This is a genomic window from Janthinobacterium sp. GW822-FHT07H11 (assembly GCF_058798615.1).
This window is the reverse complement of record NZ_CM179507.1, coordinates 2,296,709-2,313,648: the sequence shown is the minus strand read 5'-3', so window position 1 is coordinate 2,313,648 and position 16,940 is coordinate 2,296,709. Positions and strand designations below refer to the sequence as shown.

The 16,940-nt window shown below is 64.3% G+C and carries 8 protein-coding genes; 1 reads left to right on the top strand and 7 read right to left on the bottom strand.

Going from position 1 to position 16,940, the window contains the following annotated elements:
- Positions 1-131: 131 nt before the first annotated feature.
- The 3 genes from AC3RCJ_RS10425 to AC3RCJ_RS10415 all read right to left on the bottom strand — a co-directional run bounded on the left by AC3RCJ_RS10425 (position 132) and on the right by AC3RCJ_RS10415 (position 11,079).
- Positions 132-1,796, bottom strand: coding sequence for a ShlB/FhaC/HecB family hemolysin secretion/activation protein (locus tag AC3RCJ_RS10425; RefSeq protein ID WP_492964834.1), 1,665 nt, complete (start codon positions 1,794-1,796; stop codon positions 132-134).
- Between the two features lie 29 nt (positions 1,797-1,825).
- Entirely contained in the window at positions 1,826-8,851 is a 7,026-nt protein-coding gene (locus tag AC3RCJ_RS10420) for an MBG domain-containing protein (RefSeq protein ID WP_492965483.1), read from the bottom strand.
- A gap of 221 nt (positions 8,852-9,072) precedes the next feature.
- Positions 9,073-11,079 carry a sensor histidine kinase gene (locus AC3RCJ_RS10415; RefSeq protein WP_492963242.1) on the bottom strand — a complete coding sequence of 669 codons (2,007 nt, stop codon included), beginning with the start codon at positions 11,077-11,079 and terminating at the stop codon, positions 9,073-9,075.
- Between the two features lie 81 nt (positions 11,080-11,160).
- Between AC3RCJ_RS10415 and AC3RCJ_RS10410 the strand changes: the two genes are divergently transcribed.
- Positions 11,161-11,844, top strand: a complete 684-nt coding sequence (locus tag AC3RCJ_RS10410; RefSeq protein ID WP_492963244.1) for a response regulator transcription factor — start codon at positions 11,161-11,163, stop codon at positions 11,842-11,844.
- A gap of 10 nt (positions 11,845-11,854) precedes the next feature.
- Here AC3RCJ_RS10410 and AC3RCJ_RS10405 read toward each other — a convergent pair whose 3' ends face one another.
- The 4 genes from AC3RCJ_RS10405 to AC3RCJ_RS10390 form a co-directional block, all read right to left on the bottom strand.
- Positions 11,855-12,616, bottom strand: coding sequence for a TSUP family transporter (locus AC3RCJ_RS10405; RefSeq protein ID WP_492963246.1), 762 nt, complete (start codon positions 12,614-12,616; stop codon positions 11,855-11,857).
- A gap of 1 nt (position 12,617) precedes the next feature.
- Positions 12,618-13,619: a phosphate acetyltransferase gene (gene pta, locus AC3RCJ_RS10400; RefSeq protein WP_492963248.1), complete on the bottom strand. Its 1,002-nt coding sequence runs from the start codon at positions 13,617-13,619 to the stop codon at positions 12,618-12,620.
- A gap of 255 nt (positions 13,620-13,874) precedes the next feature.
- Positions 13,875-15,701 (bottom strand): sulfoacetaldehyde acetyltransferase, encoded by a 1,827-nt coding sequence (gene xsc, locus AC3RCJ_RS10395; protein WP_492963250.1) that lies wholly within the window; start codon positions 15,699-15,701, stop codon positions 13,875-13,877.
- A 226-nt stretch (positions 15,702-15,927) separates the two neighbouring features.
- Positions 15,928-16,938, bottom strand: coding sequence for a porin (locus tag AC3RCJ_RS10390; RefSeq protein ID WP_492963252.1), 1,011 nt, complete (start codon positions 16,936-16,938; stop codon positions 15,928-15,930).
- Positions 16,939-16,940: the final 2 nt, after the last annotated feature.

The following is a 16,940-nucleotide window of genomic DNA, read 5'->3' as shown; positions in this document are numbered from 1 at the left end:
AGGTGATGGCGAAGAAGCGAGGCACTTTTGGCTCCAATAAGGAAGAGGTTCGAGAAAGAACCGCGAATATAAGGCAAGTGTGATTGTTTTGCAAGGCGCTCGTTTCTATCGTGCGCCTTGCAGCGTCCCGCTTAGAAGCGGTACTCGAGGTTGAGCCAGACGCGCGGCGTGGGGTCGCTGTTCGTTTCCGACAACGGACGGCCACCTGTGGTGCGCCAGGCCAGGGCCAGGTCCGCACTCCAGGCCTGCCGCTGGTAGCGCAAGCCCAGGCCGCTGCCGCGCAGGCTGCGCCGGTTATTGCTGGCCGGGGCCGGCTTGGCGTTGACCGTGATGCGCCCCGCATCCATGAACGCATAGGGGGTGTAGGCACCGGCGCCATAGCGCAGTTCCAGCTGCGCCAGGCCGCCTTCGTCGCCCGTCGCTTCGCCCGATGGATAGGCGCGCACGCCGCTGGCGCCGCCCAGGCTCAGTTTCTCGGACGAGTCCAGGTTCTTGTCTGCCTGCTGCCAGCTCAGGCGGGCCATCAGGCTCAAGCCGGCGGGCAGGGATTGCAGGCGCACCACGTCGAGGTTGACCTTATGGAAGCTGCCCTTGGTCGCGTAGTAATCGACGGCCGTCAAGGCCGCATCGAGCTTCAGCCTGCCCGGCGTCCAGCTCACGCTGCCGTAGGTCATGCCGTCGTAGCCATCGCGGTAATCGAATTGCAGGGCCAGCGGCATGGTCCGGCTGGACTTGCTTTCATAGGTCTGCGTGCTGTCGCGGTTATCCTGCAAGTCCTTGGACTGATAGGTGGCGACCAGGGTCAGGTTGGCCCGCTGCGAGCGCAGGATGGGATAGCTGAGCCCGGCGCTGGCCACCTTGGCCGTCCCGTTGGCATGCAGGCTGGCAAACTCCTTCGCCAGCACATAGCTGGTATGCGAGTAGCCGACATTGCCGCGCAAGCCGGACGCACCCAGGGGCAGGCTGTAGCCAAGCGAACCCAGCCACAACTCTTCCTCGCTGAGCAGTGCCCGCACGGTGATCTGGTCGCCCAGCAAGAAAGGACTGTTGATGTCGACATTCGCGCGCACGCGGTTTTTGCCCGTGTAGCGGCTGCCGGCATTGTCCAGGCCGATATCGCCGCGCACGCGCTGCCCGCGCGCGACCTGGACGATCAGGTCGCCCGTTCCCGCCTGCGCGCCGGGACGCACGGTGGCGGTGGACTCGATGCCCGGTAAATCATCGAGCAGCAGGGCGGCCCGCTCCAGCGAACCGCTGGCGATCACGCTGCCCGGACGCAAGCCATCGAGGAAGGCCGTCGCCCGCCGCGCCAGCGCGCCATCGTCGCCCTCGGCCTGCACCACGCCATAACGTCCCTCGATGATGTCGATGCGCAAAGCCCCCTGGTCAAGGTCTTGCGGCGGCAGGATGGCACGGGCAAACGGGTAGCCGCTGGCCTGGTAAAAATCCGTGAGGCGCTCGGCCAGGCCGCGCAAGCCTGCCAGGTCGAACGTCTGGCCCGTGACGTCGCCCAGCGCCGCGCGCAGCGTTTCCTCGCCGAAGATGGAATTGCCGGCGACCTTGATCGAACGCAATACCACGCTTGGACCGCCAGGCGCCACGGCAAGCGCATCGTGCGGCACCTGGATTTTCAAGGGCTGGCTTTCACGCGGCGCCGCGACGGGCGGCTGGAGCTGCTGCAGGGTCTGGCCAGCGTCAGGAGGAACTTGTGCCTGCGCAAGCGGTGCCACATGCAATAAAGCAAATCCCAGTGCCATGGCCGCAGCCGTGCGCTGTGGAGGTTGTTGTTTTTTCATAAGTGTTTTTCTAGTTTGAATCAATACCATCATTGCGCCACGCCTCCGGCTACCGGGGCAGCAGCAAGCACATTAATGCCGCCGTTGACGACAAAGATGCGCGTAAAGCCAGGCGTGCCGGCTCCCGGTGCTGGCGCGGCGTGCGCCGCGTCAGCCACCGGCACCAGGACCAGTCCACCGATCAGGCTGCCGCCGCCATTGGGTACGCCAGCGTTGCCGGGAGCGTCATACGCCGCGACACCCGGCACGGCCAGTGCGCCGGCGTTTGCCGCCGTGCCCGCCGCCACATCATTGGTGCCCGTGGTGACCTGGCGCCGCGCCAGGCGTATCGCATTTTCCAATCCGGGATCGGCATCGATGCTCAGGCTGCCGTTTTGCGCCGTGACAACATAGTTGCCGTTGGCCAGGGCCGACGCGTCGATCGTGTAGCTGCCGACATTCTCACCGGCCGCGCGGCGCAGCACGCCGGACAGGCTATCGCCCGCGACAAGGTTGCCCTGGGTCACTTGATACGTGAGGCCCGGATCGACGTTGCCGTAGACCTTGCTCTTCGCGTCCGCCGTCACCGTGATCGGGCGCGCATCGATGCTCAGGCTGCCGTTTTGCGCCGTGACAATGTAATTGCCGTTGGCCAGTGCCGACGCGTCGATCGTGTAGCTGCCGACGTTTTCACCGGCCGCGCGGCGCAGCACGCCGCCCAGGCTATCGCCCGCCACCAGGTTGCCCTGGGTCACTTGATACGTGAGGCCAGGATCGACATTGCCATACACCTTGCTTTTCGCGTCCGCCGTCACCGTGATCGGGCGCGCAGCGATGCTCAGGGCGCCGTTTTGCGCCGTGACAATGTAATTGCCGTTGGCCAGTGCCGACGCGTCGATCGTATAGCTGCCGACGTTTTCACCGGCCGCGCGGCGCAGCACGCCGGACAAGCTGTCGCCCGCGACGAGGTTGCCCTGGGTCACTTGATACGTGAGGCCCGGATCGACGTTGCCGTAGACCTTGCTCTTCGCGTCCGCCGTCACCGTGATCGGGCGCGCAGCGATGCTCAGGCTGCCGTTTTGCGCCGTGACAATGTAGTTGCCGTTGGCCAGTGCGGAAGCGTCGATCGTGTAGCTGCCGACATTCTCACCGGCCGCGCGGCGCAGCACGCCGGACAGGCTATCGCCTTCCACCAGCGCACCTTTTGTCACCTGATACGTCAGGCCCGGATCGACATTGCCATACACCTTGCTCTTCGCATCCGCCGTCACCGTGATCGGGCGCGCAGCGATGCTCAGGGCGCCGTTTTGCGCGGTCACAATGTAATTGCCGTTGGCCAGTGCCGACGCGTCGATCGTATAGCTGCCGACGTTTTCGCCAGCCGCGCGGCGCAGCACGCCGCCCAGGCTGTCGCCCGCGACGAGGTTACCCTGGGTCACTTGATACGTGAGGCCCGGATCGACGTTGCCATACACCTTGCTCTTCGCATCGGCCGTCACCGTGATCGGGCGCGCAGCGATGCTCAGGGCGCCGTTTTGCGCCGTGACAATGTAATTGCCGTTGGCCAGTGCCGACGCGTCGATCGTGTAGCTGCCGACGTTCTCACCGGCCGTGCGGCGCAGCACGCCGCCCAGGCTATCGCCTTCCACCAGATTGCCTTGCGTGACCTGATACGTGAGGCCAGGATCGACATTGCCATACACCTTGCTCTTCGCGTCGGCCGTCACCGTGATCGGACGCGCCGCGATGCTCAGGGCGCCGTTTTGCGCCGTGACAACATAATTGCCGTTGGCCAGGGCCGACGCGTCAATCGTGTAGCTGCCGACGTTTTCACCGGCCGCGCGGCGCAGCACGCCGGACAGGCTGTCGCCTGCCACCAGATTGCCTTGCGTGACCTGATACGTCAGGCCAGGATCGACATTGCCATACACCTTGCTCTTCGCATCGGCCGTCACCGTGATCGGGCGCGCATCAATGCTCAGGCTGCCGTTTTGCGCAGTCACAACATAATTGCCATTGGCCAAGGCCGACGCATCGATCGTGTAGCTGCCGACGTTTTCACCGGCCGCGCGGCGCAGCACGCCGCTCAGGCTGTCGCCCGCGACGAGGTTGCCCTGGCTCACTTGATACGTGAGGCCAGGATCGACGTTGCCATACACCTTGCTTTTCGCATCGGCCGTCACCGTGATCGGACGCGCAGCGATGCTCAGGGCGCCGTTTTGCGCCGTGACAACATAATTGCCGTTGGCCAGTGCCGACGCGTCGATCGTATAGCTGCCGACGTTTTCGCCAGCCGCGCGGCGCAGCACGCCGGACAGGCTATCGCCCGCGACGAGGTTGCCCTGGGTCACTTGATACGTCAGGCCAGGATCGACATTGCCATACACCTTGCTCTTCGCGTCCGCCGTCACCGTGATCGGACGCGCAGCAATGCTCAGGCTGCCGTTTTGCGCCGTGACAACATAATTGCCATTGGCCAGCGCCGACGCGTCGATCGTGTAGCTGCCGACGTTTTCACCTGCCGCGCGGCGCAGCACGCCGTTCAGGCTGTCGCCCTCCACCAGCGCACCTTTTGTCACCTGATACGTGAAGCCCGGATCGACATTGCCATACACCTTGCTCTTCGCATCAGCCGTCACCGTGATCGGACGCGCATCGATCGTCAAAGCGCCGTTTTGCGCCGTGACAACATAATTGCCATTGGCCAGGGCCGACGCGTCGATCGTATAGCTGCCGACATTTTCACCGGCCGCGCGGCGCAGCACGCCGTTCAGGCTATCGCCCGCGACGAGGTTACCCTGGGTCACTTGATACGTGAGGCCCGGATCGACATTGCCATACACCTTGCTCTTCGCATCCGCCGTCACCGTGATCGGGCGCGCATCGATCGTCAAGGCGCCGTTTTGCGCCGTGACAACATAATTGCCGTTGGCCAGGGCCGACGCGTCAATCGTGTAGCTGCCGACATTTTCACCTGCCGTGCGGCGCAGCACGCCGCCCAGGCTGTCGCCCGCCACCAGGTTGCCCTGGGTCACTTGATACGTGAGGCCCGGATCGACATTGCCATACACCTTGCTCTTCGCATCGGCCGTCACCGTGATCGGGCGCGCATCAATGCTCAGGCTGCCGTTTTGTGCCGTGACAACATAATTGCCGTTGGCCAGCGCCGACGCGTCAATCGTGTAGCTGCCGACGTTTTCACCGGCCGCGCGGCGCAGCACGCCGCCCAGGCTGTCGCCCGCGACGAGGTTACCCTGGGTCACTTGATACGTGAGGCCAGGATCGACGTTGCCATACACCTTGCTCTTCGCGTCCGCCGTCACCGTGATCGGACGCGCAGCGATGCTCAAGGCGCCGTTTTGCGCCGTGACAACATAATTGCCGTTGGCCAGGGCCGACGCGTCGATCGTATAGCTGCCGACATTCTCGCCGGCCGCGCGGCGCAGCACGCCGTTCAGGCTGTCGCCCTCCACCAGCGCCCCTTTTGTCACCTGATACGTCAGGCCCGGATCGACGTTGCCATACACCTTGCTTTTCGCATCAGCCGTCACCGTGATCGGGCGCGCAGCGATGCTCAGGGCGCCGTTTTGCGCGGTCACAATGTAATTGCCGTTGGCCAGCGCGGAAGCATCGATCGTGTAGCTGCCGACATTCTCACCGGCCGTGCGGCGCAGCACGCCGGACAGGCTGTCGCCCGCCACCAGGTTGCCCTGGGTCACTTGATACGTGAGGCCCGGATCGACATTGCCATACACCTTGCTCTTCGCATCCGCCGTCACCGTGATCGGACGCGCAGCGATGCTCAGGCTGCCGTTTTGCGCCGTGACAATGTAATTGCCGTTGGCCAGTGCCGACGCGTCGATCGTGTAGCTGCCGACGTTCTCGCCGGCCACGCGGCGCAGCACGCCGTTCAGGCTATCGCCCTCCACCAGCGCACCTTTTGTCACCTGATACGTGAGGCCAGGATCGACGTTGCCGTAGACCTTGCTCTTCGCGTCCGCCGTCACCGTGATCGGGCGCGCATCAATGCTCAGGCTGCCGTTTTGCGCCGTGACAACATAATTGCCGTTGGCCAGTGCCGACGCGTCGATCGTATAGCTGCCGACATTTTCACCTGCCGCGCGGCGCAGCACGCCGTTCAGGCTGTCGCCCGCCACCAGGTTGCCCTGGGTCACTTGATACGTCAGGCCAGGATCGACGTTGCCATACACCTTGCTCTTCGCATCGGCGGCCACCATGATGGGACGCGGGTCGATGCTGGCGCTGACGCCGCTGGCGTTCAGCACATAATTGCTGCTGGACAGGCTCAAGGTGCTGGAATCGAAACTGCTGTAGCGGCCGGCATTTCGGCTGCCGACAGTGGCCGAACCGGCGACCGTAGGCGCGCTGTCGCCATTGACCAAGCCAGACAGGACGAAGCCCGAATTGAAGGTGCTGCTGCCATCGTAGGTTTTCGTCACGGCCACGTTCAGCGGGCGCGGCGTCACCGTCCAGTAAACAGGGCCGCCCGGCGTCAGGGTATAGCCCGTCTTGCCCAGCACCAGGCCAGTGTTGTAGCTGATCGTGTAGACGCCAGCCGAAGACGTCGCCGTCGGCGCGCCCAGCCAGGAAACCGTGCCGCTCGCGCCGGCATCGCTAATCAGCGTGCCGCCGCTCAGCGCATCGTACAGCGCATAGTTAAAGACGGGCAAGTCGCCATACATGCTGCTGCCTGGCGTCAAGCGGACATACACGGGCTTGGAGGCGTTGCCGGCGGCATTGTCGACGGAAACGATGGCGTCCTTCAATTGCGCGACGGGCGCCGCCGCATAGTAGACGGACAGACCGCCGGACTGGCCCGGCGCCAGGTCGGCTGCGCGCAGGAACATGGCGTAGCTGCCGTCCGTCTGGCCGGAAGCGACGGATGCGCCGCGCGGGTTCTGGTTGACGGCATTGGAAAAGAAGCAGCAATTGCTGTGCACGGTATCCACGCCAGCCGTCGTGGAATAGAACAGCACGGCCGAGCCGCTGGTAGTGCTATTGGTTTCCGTCACCATGATGGCATTCGACGCGGTATTGCTATCGGTCAACTGGGCAAACGCACCCGAAACGATGTTGCCCTTGATCTTGAAATTGCGATCCGAAGTGCCGATAAAATCATCGCCCGTGCCCAGCCACATGCGGACATTCGTCAGCGGCGCGTTGCTCAAATTGGTCAGCCGGCTATCCATGTTGACGAAGGCATCACCTGCCTTCAAGACATAGGTGTGCGCGATGCTGGCCGACTGATTCAAGCTGCTGAAATTGAGCGTCCCCGTCGTCACGACCGTCCCCAGGCCTTCCCGGTAGCCGGCGATGTTCAGCGTACGGTTGCTCAGCGCCGAGGAATAACTGCCGCTCGTAGGCATGCCGGGGAAATTGTCGTCCATGCCAGGGAAGCCACCGTTAAAGCGGTCGGTGGTCAGGACCTGTCCAGTGTTATTCCAGGCGCTGCCGCCATTGCCGCCAGCGGCCACGGCAAAGTCGAAGGGCCGGCCACGGGTCAGCTGGAACCAGCCGTTGCGGCCGGGGGTAGTGTTGTCGAAATAAAATGGCGTCTTGAGCAGGCCGTCGCTGGTGAAGGAGTCTTCCTGGCCAGAGCCAAAGCGTACCTTGCCGTTATCCAGCACCAGGTTCTTCACTGCGCCAGCACTGCCCTTTTGCCAGGTAAAGGCACTGGCGGCAGGAATGTTGACGGCCACGCCGGCCGCCACATTGTAGCCGCTGCCCGCGCCATCGGCCGTAGCCTGCCCGTACCGGTAAGCCAGCGAGGCCGAGCCCGTCGCGTTCAGGTTGGCATTGATGTTGATATTGCGCTCGGCAGTCAAGGTCAGCTTGTTGGCCGACCAGCTGATGGCGTCGTTCACGTGGATGTCGCCATTGCCGCCCGTCGTCCCCATGCTAGTCGTCATGATGGCGAAATTGTTGCTGGCCAGGGCGCTGGACACGGCCGCCCCCGTCATGTTGCCGCCGCTGGCCGCCACCGTGAAGTCGTTCGGATCGATCAGCCAGGTGCCGGTCTTGCCGCGCGGCGCGGCCGTGGTGACTTGCGCGGCGTCAATAGCGACATGGTTGGCGCTCGTTTCGATGAAACCGCCGTCGCCGCCCTGCGGCGCGCTGGCGTCGAGCACGCCGGCCACATGGACACTGCCCCGCTGCATGTCGCCGAGCAGCACGATCTGGCCTTTTTCACCCGTGCCCAGCGTATGCGCCTCGATCACGCCCGTATTGTTGATGACGCTGGAAGCCAGCTGGCCGGCCGCCTTGGCCGTCAGGTAGACCTGGCCGCCGTCGGCACGGATGGCGCCGCCATTCTCGATCAGGGTATCGAGCGCGCCCTGCGTCACCTGCAGCTTGACGGGGCCGCCCAGGTCCAGCACGACCTGGCTGCCGGCGCCCATCAGCACGCTGCCCGCGCGCGCCGCGATGCTGCCGCTGTTGCTGATGCGGGCGGAAACCAGGGCCACGTAACCGCCGTCGGCCGCGCGGATGCTGCCTTCATTGACGATGCTGCCTGCGCCCTTGCCGTTGAAGACATGCTTGTTGCCGCCCAGGCTGGCATTATCGACATCCAGGGTCGAGGCGACGAGGCCGCCCACATTGACCTGGGCCGTGCGGCCGAACAGGATGCCGTTCGGGTTAATCAGATACACCTGGCCGTTGGCATTGATACGCCCGAGTATCTGCGAGCCATTGCTGTCGAGAATGCGGTTGACCGCCAGCGCCTGCGACGACGGCTGGACGAAATTGACGCTTTCCTTGCTGCCCACATTGAAGCTGGCCCAGTTCAGCGACGCCTGCTCGCTCGCCTGCCGGACCGTCGTCGTGGCGCCCGACTGCGTGATGGTCGCCGTGCCGGCCACCACCTGCCCGCCCGTGGGTCCGGCGCAGGCAGGTCCGCCCAGCGCCAGCGCCGCCATGGCGGCGGCAGCGGCGGCCAGCTTGCGGCGCCCGCCCTTGCCGCGCCCGCGCGACGTCTCGGCAACGGCGACCCAGGCGTTCAGGACATGGCTCCAGACGAGCCGGTAAATGTGATTCAGTGATCCGTGGCGATGCATGCTCTCTATCCTTGTCAATGTTATCCAGGGAGCGCATCGGCCCCAGCCGATACCGCTGGCGCACGGCGATGGCGGCGCTCCCGTCTCTGTTTCCTTTCGCTACACATATGTGGCAAAAAGCTACAAAAATTTCCTTTGGGAAAATGTAACAAAGATTCAGGATTTATAAGTGAGCAAACCTGAGCAATTCCCGACTGATTCAGTCTGGAATATCGGACGTCCTAGGCAGGTATGTGCAATGAAAAACTGACAACACCATCCCCACCGGCACTGTCGAGCGTGACCTTGCCGCCATGCAGTGCCGCGATGCGCTGCACCAGATACAGGCCCAGTCCCGCGCCGGGCTTGTGCTGGGCGATGCGGCCACGGAAATACTTCTGGAACAGGCGCGGAATCTCATCGGCGGGCAAGGGATCGCCGGGGTTGCTGACGGTGATACACAGGCCGCCGTCGCCATCCGGCGCGGCATGCACGCGTATGGCCAGCACCTGCGGCGCATGCCGGTCCGCATTGCTGAGCAGGTTGCGCAAGGCCACCCGCAGCAGACCCGGGTCGCACTGCAGGCGCGCCGGCAAGACGGGCCAGCTCGCTTCCACCCTGCCCTCCGGCCATTCGGCCAGCACCGCCTCGAGCAGCCAGCGCGGGTCGCAAGACTGGGGACGGAAGGTGGCGGCGCTCGTTTCCATGCGGTCGGCGCTCAGGTACTCATCCACAAGCGCCGTCATGCGGCCGCTCGCTTCGCGCAGGTTCTGGCAGCGCTGCAGGGTCTTGTCCCAGGCGGCGCCGGGATTGCGGGCAATCTGCTGGGCCGTCGTATTGATGATGGCCAGCGGCGTATGGAATTCATGCGACACCATGGCGACGAAATCCTGCTGCTCTTCGCGCGTGCGCGTTTCCACCGCCAGCGCCGCGCGCAGGTCCGTTTCCAGCGCCGCGCGCCGGCCGATTTCCTGTTGCAGCGCTTCCGTGCGCAGCGCCACCAGCCCTTCCAGCCTTTCATTGAGCGCGCGCACGGCCCGCACGGCTTCGGCCTGCGCCAGGTCCTTGGCGCGGCGCAATTCCGCATAGCGCCGGTTGAGCCGCAAGCTCATCAGCATCATGTGGACAAAGGCGCCCAGGGTGGCCGCATGGTTGGTCCAGAAATTCGGCGGCAGCACGGCCATGTTGCGCAGGAAGCTGACCAGTACGCCCGCGTAAAAGATGCCGAAGATCAACAGGAAGGCGCGCGCCGGGCGGTGGCCGCGCCATGCCAGCCAGGCGGCCAGCACGATGAACAGCACGATCAGCGGCAAGGCCGCCCCCTGCACCACGAGCACGCCGGCCGCGTAATTGCCGCGCAATACCAGCACCGCCCCCGTCAACGCGGCGGCGGCGGTGACGCCGACAACGCCACGGCTGAAGCGGGGCAACAAGGCTGGCAACTCCAGCTGCAAGGTGGAAAAGCGGGCGCCGATGGCGATGGACATGGCCATCGACACGCCCAGCATCGGGTCGGACAGCCAGTTCGGCATGCTGAAGATTTGCTGCGGGATGGCGATCGTCAAGGCCTCGGTAGTCGCATTCGTCAGCACATACAGCAAGTACCAGCCGCTGTGGGCTTCGCGCGTCATGCGCCAGAAGAACACGTGAAACAGGATCAGCAGCAGGTAGCTGCCGAACTGCAAGCCGTAATACAGGTACTCGCGGCGCGAGGATGCATCGAACGCCGCGCGCGGCCACAGGGTCAGCTCGGTCGACATGGCTTTCTTGCTGTGCAAGCGCACCAGCCAGCGTTCGGTCGCGCCGTCCTGCAGGCGAAATGGAAACACCACCTGGCGCGCATCGACAGGCCAGGCACCGCGTGCCACGTCCGCCCCGGCCGCCTGCAGGGTCCAGTGCCCCGCAACATCCTGCCGGTACAGGCGCACGTCGTCGAGCACGGCGTTACTGAAACGCAACACCCACTCGTCGGGCGCATGCGCGGCGCGCGCCAGGTCCAGCCGCAGCCATACGGCATCGTCCGTGTAGCCGGCACTGACGGCGCCCGGCAGCGCACGCCAGCCGGGTGCGGCCAGCACCGCGCCCGGACCCAGCGTACCGCCCGGGTCGCGCAACATCAGCATGTGACCGCTGGCGGACACCGCTTGCGCGCTTTCCGGCAGCACCAGCGGCGCCGGGGCCGGCACGGCCCATGCGGACAACGGGCAGATACTGGAAAAGAAGAAAAAAATGGCAAGCAGGATAGTCATGGCGGCGCAGCTTATCACAGGCAGATCAAGGCATCGACAAGCCGCCTACACGCCATCTGGGTGATCGGTTATCCTTGCGCCATGCTGAACCTTATCCTGCTTGAAGATGAAGCCGTCCTGCGGCAAGAACTGACTGAATTTCTCGGCGACTGCGGCTATCGCGTCAGCGCCGTCGCCGACCTGGCCGGCTTTCATGCCTGTTACGCGCCTGCGCGACACCGCATTGCCATCATCGACCTGGGCCTGCCCGATGGCGATGGCATGGAACTGGTGCGCGCGCTGCGCGTCCAGGACCCGCAGCTCGGCATTGTCGTCTTTACCGCGCGCAGCGCCAAGCAGGACAAGGTCAGCGGGCTCACTGGCGGCGCCGACTACTATCTGCCGAAACATACCGATCTCGATGAACTGGCGGCGACCTTGAACAGCTTGCGCCGCCGCCTGGGCGAACCGGCCAGCGCGCCAAGCTGGATACTCGAACTGGGACCGCGCCGTCTGTTGCCGCCCGGTTGCAGCGCCATCGCGCTGTCGCAGCAGGATGCCATCGTGCTGCAGGTGCTGATGGCGGAACCGGAACGCATCGTCAGCCGCCAGCAGATCGTCCAGTCGCTGGGCGAGGACTTCCTCGACTACGACCAGCGCCGCCTCGACACGCAGATCCGCCGCTTGCGCCGCAAGACCGAGCAGGCCACCGGGCTGTCGCTGCCGATCAATACGGCGCGCAACGTCGGCTACCGCTTTTTCGCCAGCGCCGCCGTACGTCCCTGAGCCTGCCCCACTAGGCCAGCAAGCGCGGCACGGCCGCCGCCATCAGCGACAGGCCGATCAGGGTCAGCACGGCAAACGCGATGCGGCGCATGCCGCGCTGGGCGATCGGCGGCGGGTAGCGCTTGCCGGCCACGGTGGCCAGCACGCCCACGGGCAAGGCCAGCGCGCACAAAAATAACACGTTCGCGTCCAGCTGGCCCTGGCTGCCCGCCATCAGCGAACGTCCGCCCGCGCTGATGGCGAACAAAAAGATCAGGCTGTAGCGTATGGTAGTCAAACTCATTTCCTGGCGGTAAAACTGGTACACGAGCGGCGGGCCGGCCAGCGAAAACAGGCCCGAAAACAGGCCGCCGCACACGCCGCTGATGAAAAAGCTGCGCTTGTCGGCCGCGCCCGGTCCCGGCGGCGCCTGCAGCAGGATGCTGATGCCGCCATACACGATGGCCGCGCCCAGCAACAGCTTCAGCAAAGGCGCATACGCCTGGTCCAGATATCCCAACAGCAACACGCCGGCCGCCATGGCCGGCAGCAAGCCGATGCTGGCGGCGCGGATGGCGCGCCAGTCCAGGTGGTGCAAGGCGCCCGGCAAGGCCACGAGGCAATTGGCCAGCGACAGCAAGCTGACCAGGGCCGCCAGCGCGGGCACGGGCGCCAGGCCCAGGCCGCTGGCCACGCCCATGACGATCATGCCCAGGCCAAAGCCCGTGACGGTCTGGAAATACGTGCCGGCCGCCACCACGCCCAGCAGCGCCAGCACGGGCAGACTGAACAACTCAGCGCCCACCCTGGGCCTGCACGGCCGTCACGGCAATCACGTTGTACACGTCAATCGCGCTGCAGCCGCGCGACAAGTCGTTGGCCGGCTTGTTCAAGCCTTGCAGCAAGGGACCGATGGCGACGGCGCCGCCCATGCGCTCGGCCAGCTTGTAGCCGATATTGCCCGCGTCCAGGTTCGGAAATACCAGCACATTCGCGCGGCCGTTGACGACGGAATCCTTGACTTTTCTCTGCGAAATCTCGGCCACGATGGCCGCATCGAGCTGCACGTCGCCATCGATGGCCAGCTTGGGCCGCTGGGCCTTGACCCGGTCCGTGGCCGCATGCACCTTGTCGACGGCCGCGTGGTGGGCGCTGCCGCTGGTGGAAAACGACAGCATGGCGACCCTGGGCTCTTCCATCAGCAAGGCTTGCGCGCTGTCGGCGGCGGCCATGGCGATGTCGGCCAATTCCTCGGCCTTCGGATCGACGACCAGGGCGCAGTCGGAAAAGATGAATCCGCCCTTCAGGCTGTGGAACGGTTCGCACAGCATCATCAGGAAAAAGCTCGACACCAGCTTGAAGGCCGGGTCGACGCCGATGATCTGGATGGCGCTGCGCACCACGTCGGCCGTCGTGTGCACGGCGCCCGCCACGCAGCCGTCCGCGTCGCCCAGGCGCACCATCAGGTTGGCGTAGCACAGCGGGTCTTGCACGGCGATGCGCGCCTGCTCCACCGTCATGCCCTTGGCTTGACGCAGCACAAACAATTGCTGGGCATAGTGTTCCGATTCGCTGGACGTGGCAGGGTCGACCAGGCGCACGGCATCGAGGTCCAGCGCATGTTCGCGCGCCAGGGCCAGGATGGCGGCCGGCTGGCCGACGAGGGTGATGTGCGCCAGGCCTTCGCGTGCCGCCCGCGCCGCCGCCTGCAGCACGCGCGCATCGCCGCCCTCGCACAACACGATATGTTTCGGCACGGCACGGGCTTGTTCGATGATGCGGTGCAGGGCTTTCATGGGGACTCCAATTCGGTAAAAAAAGTGCCGGAACCATGGAAGCATGCAGATGATTCCGGCACATAAAACCCGGCAAGCCGGGGTCATACAAGGATCGGTCAGGGTGGTGTCGGATGAAGCCGGGCCTGGTTACTGCCCGGGTGGTGTCGGATTACGCCAGGCTTTGCCCGGCTAATCCGACCTACGCCAGCACCACGCGTAGGTTGGGTAGGTTGGATTAGCCTGAAAGGCGTAATCCAACACTCCAGCAGCAAATCAGACGTAGTCTTTGTACTTGTCCAGATGACGGATTGGTTTACTCAGCGCATCGCGGCGGAACGGGTCGCCCAGCTCGCGCGTGCACATGATTTCGATGATGGTGGTCTTGCCTTCATTCATCTGCATGTCGATTGCCTTTTTCAAGGCCGGACCCACGTCTTCCAGCTTGTCGACCGTGATGCCTTCGGCGCCCATGGCCCGCGCAATTTCCGCGAAGCTCTGGTTGTCGAGCTCGCCGGCAACAAAACGGCGGTTGTAGAAATCGACCTGGTTTTTCTTTTCCGCGCCCCACTGGCGGTTGTGGAACACCACGGCCGTCACGGGAATGTTGTGGCGCACGCAAGTCATCGTTTCCATCAAGCTCATGCCCCAGGCGCCGTCGCCCGCATACGACACGGCCGGACGGTGCGGTGCAGCCACTTTCGCACCGATAATCGTCGGAAACGCATAGCCGCAGTTGCCAAAGCTCATAGCCGCAAAGAAACTGCGCGGCTTTTCAAAGCGCAAGTAACTATTGGCCACCGAGTTGATGTTGCCGATGTCGGTCGACACCATCACATCTTCCGGCATGGCTTTTTCCAGCTCGCGCAAGACCTGGCGCGGGTGCAGATAATTGCCCGGCTCCTTCTTTTGCTCTTCGATCATGTCCAGGCTGTACGCATCCTTCTCGTGCGTCCAGTTGTCCAGTTCGTCTTCCCACGCGGCTTTTTCCGCCTCGATGGTGGCCTTGCGCGCGCCGCGCGTGGCGTCGCAGTCCAGCGTCTTGCCGTCCAGGCGGGCCAGAATCGCCTTGGCGGCCGCCTTGGCGTCGCCGCAGATGCCGACCGAAATCTTTTTCACCAAACCGAGCATCTTGTTGTCCGCGTCGATCTGGATGATCTTGGCATTTTTCGGCCAGTAATCCATGCCGTGCTGCGGCAGGGTGCCGAACGGTCCCAAACGCGAACCCAGGGCCACGACGACGTCGGCCTGGGCGATCAGTTTCATGGCCGCCTTCGAGCCTTGATAGCCGAGCGGACCGCACCACAGCGGGTGGCTGGCGGGAAACGAGTCGTTGTGCAGATAGCTGTTGACGACGGGCGCGCCGAGGCGCTCGGCCAGGGCCTTGCATTCCTCGATCGCTTCGCCCATGACGACGCCGCCGCCCGAGATGATCACGGGGAACTTGGCCTTGGCCAAGAGCTCGGCCGCATCGTCGAGGCTTTGCTCGCCGCCGGCACCGCGGTCCAGGCGGCTCGGTTTCGGGATTTCGGCCTTGATTTCGCCATAGAAGTAATCGCGCGGAATGTTCAGCTGCGTAGGCCCCATTTCCGACATGGCGCGGTCGAAGCAGCGGCCCGTAAATTCCGCCATGCGGGCCGGATTGGTCACGTGACCCTGGTATTTCGTGAATTCCTCGAACATCGGCAACTGGTTCGCTTCCTGGAAGCCGCCCAGGCCCATGCTCATGGTGCCCGTCTCCGGCGTGATGATGACGACCGGGGTGTGCGCCCAGTAGGCGGCGGCAATCGCCGTGACGCAATTGCTGATGCCGGGGCCGTTCTGGCCGATGACGACGCCGTGACGGCCCGAGACGCGGGCATAGCCGTCGGCCATGTGGCCGGCGCCCTGCTCGTGCACGACGGGAATCAGGCGGATGCCGGCCGGGGCAAAGATATCCATCGGGTCCATGAAGGCCGAGCCCATGATGCCGAACATGTCGGTCACGCCATTGGCGGCCAGGGTTTCCACGAACGCTTCGGACGGCGTCATCTTTTGCGGGCCTACCGGGGTTGCTGCGGTAGCGGCAGCGGCGGCGGCTTTTTGGTCGGACAAATCGGTCATGGCTCAGTCTCCTTACGGTTTTATGAAAAATCGGTATATTTTGTTCCGATATTTGAAATACATGCTCAATTTAACGGTTGCGAATTGTGCTGTCAATCAAAATTCATGAAAAATCGGACTGTTTCATTCCTGAATCCGGAATCCGTGCATGTACACCGCCCCTGAAACAACAATGGCGGCTTATCCGCAACAGACAAGCCGCCATCGATACCTGCTGCGCTACGCCTTAGAACTTCAGGCGCATGCCCGCCGTGAAGGCGCTCGAGTTATGGCCAGGCAAGGGCACGCTGCCGCCGCTCGATGCATCACCGACGAAGTTGCTGCCCGCGCCATCGTTGTTGATGCGCCCGTACGAGGTGTACAGATTGGTGCGCTTGGACAAGGCGTACGTGTAGCCGATGGCCAGCTGGCGCCCGCCGCGGCGCGCATTCGTGCGGTCATCCTTGCGGATGTAGGAGGCCATCACACTGCCCGCCGCGCCCACGGGGGCCGATACGCCCAGCATGTAGTCGCGGAAATCCGTGCCGATATCATCCTTGTCCGTTTCATACGCGGCGTGCAGCTTGGCGGGGCCGAAGTCGTAGGTGCCGCCGAGCAAGGTGACTTTCGCCGTGTTCAACTCGCTGTCCTTGCGCTTGTCGTGGGCCAGGGTCAGCACCAGCGGGCCGTTGGCGTAGTCGATGGAAAAGTCGATGGTGCGGCCCAGGCTGGCGCTGTCCGGCTTCTCGCCCAGGCCAACCATGACAGCGGCCGACAAGCCCTTCACCTTCGGCGTCTCGTACATGATGGCGTTTTTCGTGCGCAGGCTGGCCACGCTCATCAGGTTGAGCGAAGCGCCCGTCAGGCCCGTCTCGAAGGGGTCGATATTGTCCAGCGCCGTAAACAGCGGGTTGTGCTGCAAGCCCAGGTTCACGGTGCCGAAGTCGCCGGACAGCCCCACGTAGGCCTTGCGCCCGAACAGCGCACCCTGGCGGTACGCACCGGTATCGAGGTCGAGGCCATTTTCCAGCAGGAAATTGGCTTTCAAGTTATTGCCCAGGTCTTCCGTGCCCTTGAAGCCGATGCGGCTGCCCGACTGCACGCCGGTGGCCAGCTTGGTGACGGAACCGTCCGCGCCGCCGTGCTCGGACGTCAGGCCCGCGTCGAGCAAGCCGTACACGGTGACGGACGACTGGGCGCTGGCGCCGCCGGCGAAGAATGTGGCGAAAATTGCTGCCGCTACGAGTGTGTGTTTCATGT